The following is a 6,735-nucleotide window of genomic DNA, read 5'->3' as shown; positions in this document are numbered from 1 at the left end:
GGTTACGAAGGGTGAATCTTTTTCACTCCATGCGATGGTGGCGTCTTCGACCGGCATGATCTTGCCCGGTACTTGTAACTGGACCATGAAATCGAAGCAGGCGGGGCCGGCCTCGAGCTGCTCAGCCATGCGCAGCCGCAGAAAATTGTAATCTTTCTCGCCGGTCGACCAGGAACCGGTATGCGTGGGCATGGGCTTGCCGTCAGCGTCCATGCACTGCCTGGGTTTTACACTGAACTTGATATTGTTTTCCGGGCCCAGCTTGTAGGCGGAGGCACTGAAATACTGCGTGTTGAGCGGTGTCTCCGGAGGCGGCTTCTTGGTGCCTGCGACCAATCTCAATTCGCGCCACCGCCAGCTAAATGGATTCTTGCTCCAGCCGTTCAGGAAGTAACCGAAATCATCGCCCACCGCGAGATACTTCGTCAGTTCCACGTAATCGTCAAGATAGCGGATGAAATAATTGGTGGCGTTCATCATGACGAAATCCTGGGTGTGCGCCTTGCGTTGCCCGGGAAGCAATTTCTCACCCTCGACCCCCATTAATTTGATCGCCATGCCGCGCGCATCCCTGTTCTTGTCGGGGTGCAGCCTGTAATCTCCATTTGAGAAACGAATCCAGGCCTTGTAGCTTCCAGGCTTGCGGAAGACGCCCCAGCGGTACTTGTCGTCCAGTTCGGGCACGGTGAAATCGGCCTTCACACAGCCGTGACTCTTGATGTGCACGTCCCTGCGGTAGACCACCGGACCGCCGCGCCCGCCAGTGGTCTCGTATGGCTTCTTCTTGAAGCTGGTTCCCGCCAGCGTCGCATCGCCCTTGATTTCGTCCTCGATCAGACCGGCGCGGGTCATGTTGATCATCTTCAGCGCCATCGCGATCGCATCGGCCATAACCGTGTCCTCGTCAGGGCCAATGACTTCACCCATGGGCAAATGGGCCTGGTAGATTTTCTCGGTAACGTAGTGGTAACCGGCATAAACCGGGATGATTAAAATGACCAGTAGCTTCAATATGACTTTCGACGCTTTCTTAATCATCATAAGCTTCCCCTCCGCGCTGATACCTGGTCTTTCCGCCACAGGTGCACCCGTAACGTGTGTAGTAGTTCTTTGTGTCGATTTCGCACTCCGCAGGGCTGTTGAAGTAGACATCGAGGCGTGTTTGGATCAGTTCGATGTCCGTTTTGACAGCCTGGCCAAGCCTGGTGGCGCCCTCGTGGTTGCCCAGGTACTCGTCGAGGTTGCAGAGCTGCCCGTCGGGCCAGTTGCTGGCAAGTTTATCCTCCATTCCTTCTTCCGGCATGGTTTCCTTGATGCTGGTGATCATGCCCTCGAAGGCTTTGAGGAAGAGGTCGGATAACGGCGGGTCGTCCATGTGGACCTTCAGGTATTCGATGATCTCGTAGCGTTCTTCACTCGTGTAAGCCGGGCCGATGACGCCGAATTGGGGTGGGTTGCCCTCTTTCCACGCAGAGTAGCCGTCACGGAACTCGTGACCGGTATTGGCGTTACCCGTTATGGAAGTATCCAGCCAGAACCCACCTTCTTTCTGTTCCGCGTACTTGATGCCAACCTGCACCGGGTCAAATTCCGGGCGGCCAATGAAGAACTTGCTGTCGCGTTCGCGCTGCGGACTCAGCATCTGGTAAAGATTCCGTACCGAGCCATTATGCAAAAAAGGTGCTGTCGCCCATATGCCACCGAGTGGACGGGCCTTGTAAACCATTTTTACCTGCGGCAAATCCAGGGCGCCGAAACCATTAAATTTCTGGCGCTTGTCTTCCGGGAAGTTCAAATCTTCATACAGTTTGCGTTTCATCAGGAGACCAAAATAATTGAGGCCCTGGCCATTGGTGGTGGCCGACAGATTGATGGCATCGAGACCTGCGGCTATTTCGTTGTCGTATTTCTTCCTGGCGGTATCCCAGACATCACACTTGCCGTCCGTTACATTACGATCCTTGGCGGAACAATCCTTGTTTTCAGTTGGGAAGTCATATGCCAGGACCCTTTCATACCACTGTTCCATTTCGTGACCTACCACTTCGCGCACTTCCTGGATGCTGAGACCGGTCTTGGTAAGGTCGAAAGTCCTGCGTACGAAATTGACCGCCGCGACGGAGTCCGTTCCGATATCACTGACCGGCAAGAGTTTCATTTTCCAATGCGGTTGATCCTTGGACTTTAGCGGCGCTTCCAATTTCTTCTGTCTCGGTCCGGCCGGGTGGGGTCCGTGACAACCCTGGCAGGTGCGAATGAATGCGATTCCGCCTTTCACCGCCTTGTCCATGTCGATCTTGCCAAGATGTTCCTCCGGCCAGACGGGCGGCCGCAGTTTCTGTAATGTGATCTCAATGTTGTACAGGTCCACCAGCCGCGTGCTGGTGTCATAACGGAATTTTTTCGGAATCGGCCTGGTGTATTCGTCAACGAAATTGTACGTGGCGCCCACTCCCAGTGATTCGCCCAGGTTTCGCGCCATGGGCTGGGCGACCGAGCCGCTGTATTGCACCCAGTCGAATTTCCATATATCCCAAACCGGTGGATAGCTGACCGGTGCGTCTATCAACTTGTAATTGTCGGGCGTGATGTGATCACCGAACACCGCGTTGCTGATACGGGTCAATGCATCGGTACGTCCGTATCCTTCCTGCACGGTAACGAGAGCATGTTGTTTTTCGATCATGCCCATCTTCAAGATAGCCTTGTAAGTCTTCCAAAACTCGCTTCTCAGGGCCGCCTTGCCTTCCTTGTAATGCTCCTTGCCCAGTACCTTGAGTGCAAAACGATTGAACTTGACCGGGTTGACCAGTGTGCTTGTCATCGAGGCAATCAGGACCGGGACAAAATGCGGCATGTTCGCGGCCGTGAACGCGTGCATGGCCTGTCCGCCGTCAATGCGGATGGATACCGAGGACCCATCGTCTTTTTTTACCAGCAGATTGCCCGTATGACAGGTTGCGCAGGTGATATCCAGGACATCGTCGGCAAGACGCGGATCATAGTGCTTGGTAAAGCCCACCGGTAACTGGTGCGGATTGTCGGCTGTCGGTTCGGCATCGACCTGGAATCCATATGAAAGCATTTGGAGGGGGTCGGCGAAGCGGCGTTTGCCCCAGGGCAGCTCGAGGTTCACGAACCAATCGTAGCGCATGTCCCTGAGCACATTGCCCGTGCCTTGCGGCGTGAAGTAATAGGTCTGGCGATCGGCGGATTCCCGTCCTATGCCCCAACCCTGGTCCAGGTAAACGATCTGGTCAGGCGCTTTAACTTCGGGTACCTGTGAATGCGGCCAGTGGACAGCAGCGAACAGGCCGGCGCCAAGAATCACGGCTCCCCACACGACCACCCGCCAGGTAAAACCCCATACTTTGCCGCCAGTCAGATTTCCAAACCAGGCAATGATCGCCTTAAAAAGGCGCACCGGCAGCATCAGCAACCACCTGACGAAGCGGGCAAATTGTCCATACAGGTACTTGATGCTATTCCACGTCCAGCTCAGCGGGGCGTTGGCAAAATTCTTCAAACCACGCCGGAATGCCTTCCAGGCTGCTTTTATGGCTTCAATCCAGCCAATGAAAACAGTTTTTATATCCAGGGTCGTTTTTTTAGACGCCGCCATAGCAATTTGCTCCGTTTGCCGACAACTTGGTCAGCATATCTATCGTGTTCAGTCGTAAGGGTTAAAGTTGAGGGGGTGGCCGGGAATGTGAACGCTGCATTTGATCAGCAGGCCGGATGCGCCGCAGGTAACATACATGGTTTTGCGGTCTTTGCCCCCGAAACACAGTGCCGAGGGTAGAGGGGCGTAGCGGCTATCAAGTTTGATTTCCATGAAGTCCACGCTCTTCCCATCCGGTGATACGACCGCGATTCCGCCGTTTGACATGGGGGTCGCGCCTTCGGGCACCATTATTGCGACATAGACATTGCCGTCTTCGTCTACCGACATGGAATCGAGTATTGCCTGCCCGGGCAGTTTTGCCGTCAACAAGTGCGAGCCATCCATGGTGGCCGGGTTAGGCTTGATTTTCCCCGGACCCTCCAGTTCCCAAAAGATGATCTCCCTGGCATAGGTCAGCGCCGTGTAAAGCCGGTCCTCGGCGGGTGACAGGGCTATGCCATTGGGAGCGGCCAATGGAAAGATGGCTTCGCAAATATCCCCGCCCGCGCTGCTTGCGTAGTAAATGCCGGTGACATCGGCCTCGCGCTCCCTTTGCTTGCCCCAGTCACTCAACCAGAAGCCCCCCTTGCTGTCGAAAACCAGGTCATCCGGTCCACGCAGCCCCAGAGGTTTTGGAAAGTTCACTGGTACGGGTTCACGTTCACCGAATCCCCCCAGCTTCAATCCTTTCGTGCAAGAGCGGTACACAGTTTCGGCTTTTCCGGTCGACATATCGACCCTTTGGACATGACCCCCTTCATAATTGTCCGGCTGAGTGGTGCCTATGTTGATGACCTGGCCGTTTGGCAAAGGAACGGTTTCCCAGTTAAATCCGCCATTATTTGCAATCCACGCTTTTCCATCAGGGCCCAGTGCAAGTCCGTTGGGCCCGCCACTCAGTTGCGCAACGACTTCCCGGGACCCGTCCGGACCGATACGGCTGAGACAATGATTCTTGATTTCAACCAGCAGGATGCTGCCATCCGGCAGGTATTTCGGTGATTCCGGATAGCCGAGCCCCTCCGCCACCAACTCGAAATGTGATGCCTGAACAAACGCCATAATTTCCCCTCCTGTTATTTTTTTTTATGTTGATATTATCCAAGCATAGACTATTTACTCAGAATTCACCTGAATGCGATTATCACCTGTTTGTTATTTGTCTGTTACTTAAGAATGCCCGCGCTTCTCAGACCGCACAGGAACGGTTCCGCAAGCTCATCCGATGTGCATATTCCTCGAATGGTTGCCGCTGCAAATTCCGGTGTCTGGCACGGATTAATTGCCAGCCAGGTTTTCATCGCCTCGTTTGCCTTGTCATACTCACCCAGCCTGCCAAAGATATTGGCCCGGGCAATGTAGTTGATATAGAACTGTGGCTGGGCCTCGATGACCAGGTTGCTTGCGTGCAGGGCTTCATCGAACCGCTCCATTGCGACCAGTGGAGCCATCTTGAAATAGTTCCAGTAAGGAGTGGAAGGGTGCTTTGGAGCAATGGTCATCAAGCGTTCGAAAATGCTCAACGCTTCCTCTTTCTGCTCGGCGTTTCCGCTCCAGCCGAGATTGAAACCCAGGTATCCCCACGCGATTAAACCCAGTGGAGCCAGCTTGATGGCATGTCGGAGGGCTTCGCGAGCACGCTCGGTATAGCCGTGGTGGGTCCATACCAGACCGGCGTTTTCCAGAACCGTGATGTCATTGGGTCCGAGTTTAACGGCCGTCTCGATCATGTCCAGGGCCTCGGCACGGTCTTTTTCAAAGTTGGCGCCGCTGAGGCCGTTAATGGTTCGCTGGCTCAATATCATCGCCAGGGATGCCCTTGCCCCGGCATAATTGGGGTCAATGGAAACTGCTTTTCTCAACAGCGCCATTGATTTTGCGTAATCCTCCTGGGTAAAGGCGGTCAACCAGAAGTTGAAAGCTTTTTGCACCAGGCCCCAGGCATCGAGCCGCTTGGTTGGGGCCTCGAATGCGATGCGTGTATTGGCCAGCTTCAACTCGCCGCTAATGGCTCCGACGATGGCCTCCGAAACTTCACCTTGCACCGTGAGCAAATCCTTTAGTTCCCGGTCATAGGTTTGAGCCCACATCTGCTCACCGGTGACTGCATCGGTCAATTCGGCCATTAATCGCATACGGTCACCATGTCGCTGAAAACTCCCGGTCAGTACATAACGGATGCTGAGAATTTCGGCAACTTCCCTGAGGTCGACATTGGGTCCTTGAAAGTTTATGGAAGCCAGGTGGGACGCAACCCTCAGATCGGGTACCTGCGCGAGGTCGGCGCTTATCTCTGAAGACAGGCCCGCCGCAATGTTACGGTCTTCTTCGTTGGTGGACAGCGCCCTGAGCGGCAGGACGGCTATAGAGGACTTGCTGACCGTTGTGGAAGGCGTGCTCGTGATGCCTTTTGCAGACGACTTGACGGGAGCCTGACCATCGATTTCATGACCAAGAAATCGTTTGACGGCCCGTCCGGCCGAGGGAAAGATGAAGGTCAGGATCGCATAGGAAATACCCAGCATGGCAGCAAATGCGGTCAGACCCGATAACAATTCCTCCTTGGCTTCCAACCAATTGAAAAATGAGTTTAGAAAATCCATTGGTTGTGTAGCTCTCCAAAAACGATTCCAGCAATTCCCGAATTATGCGTGTTATTTAAATGCCTGGATAGTTCAAAATTAAGCAAAATTTTACTATTTTTTCAATAAACTATCATCGTATCTTAATAAAATATGTATTTGTCTTGAAAATTTCATTTCCTGGCAGGCCAGACCAGGGCTGACGTGGCCGGTTTATCCGGGAAACTATTCCGGCCGCTCACGCTTGCTCTGTTCAACCGCCGGCAATTCGTTTACTGCATTATCGACGGCTTGTTTTGCGATCCGTGAAATCTGGTAGATGACCGCAATGGTCACCAGCAATCCGGCGGCCAGCAGCACGTCGTGCAACACGGCCGTGCTGCGCGCCTGCGCCGTTACCACGGCCAGGTGCTTGCCGGCATAACCTGCGTAAACCTCCAGGCAGAGGTGCGGCAGAACGCCCGCCAGGGCAATCATGAAACCGTTGAA

At 54.1% G+C, this 6,735-nt stretch carries 5 protein-coding genes; all 5 read right to left on the bottom strand.

Going from position 1 to position 6,735, the window contains the following annotated elements:
* The coding region (locus LJE94_18910) for a hypothetical protein (protein MCG6912167.1) at positions 1–1,041 on the bottom strand (1,041 nt) is incomplete at its 3' end.
* A complete protein-coding gene (locus LJE94_18905; protein ID MCG6912166.1) occupies positions 1,031–3,622 on the bottom strand; it encodes a cytochrome c in 2,592 nt (863 codons plus the stop codon). The genes LJE94_18905 and LJE94_18910, both read right to left, overlap by 11 nt.
* Before the next feature lie 48 nt (positions 3,623–3,670).
* Positions 3,671–4,726 carry an SMP-30/gluconolactonase/LRE family protein gene (locus LJE94_18900; protein MCG6912165.1) on the bottom strand — a complete coding sequence of 352 codons (1,056 nt, stop codon included), beginning with the start codon at positions 4,724–4,726 and terminating at the stop codon, positions 3,671–3,673.
* A gap of 104 nt (positions 4,727–4,830) precedes the next feature.
* Complete coding sequence (locus LJE94_18895; protein ID MCG6912164.1) at positions 4,831–6,267, bottom strand: hypothetical protein; 1,437 nt, start codon at positions 6,265–6,267, stop codon at positions 4,831–4,833.
* Positions 6,268–6,471: 204 nt separating this feature from the next.
* A partial coding sequence (locus tag LJE94_18890) for a hypothetical protein (GenBank protein MCG6912163.1) occupies positions 6,472–6,735 on the bottom strand: 264 nt, incomplete at its 5' end.

The organism is Deltaproteobacteria bacterium (genome assembly GCA_022340465.1).
Classification (GTDB): Bacteria; Desulfobacterota; Desulfobacteria; order Desulfobacterales; family B30-G6; genus JAJDNW01.
This window is presented reverse-complemented; position numbering and strand designations above follow the sequence as displayed.

Coding starts and splice junctions, on each gene's coding strand:
- LJE94_18905 (MCG6912166.1), bottom strand. CDS start 3,622: ATGGCGGCGTCTAAAAAAACGACCCTGGATATAAAAACTGTTTTCATT.
- LJE94_18900 (MCG6912165.1), bottom strand. CDS start 4,726: ATGGCGTTTGTTCAGGCATCACATTTCGAGTTGGTGGCGGAGGGGCTC.
- LJE94_18895 (MCG6912164.1), bottom strand. CDS start 6,267: ATGGATTTTCTAAACTCATTTTTCAATTGGTTGGAAGCCAAGGAGGAA.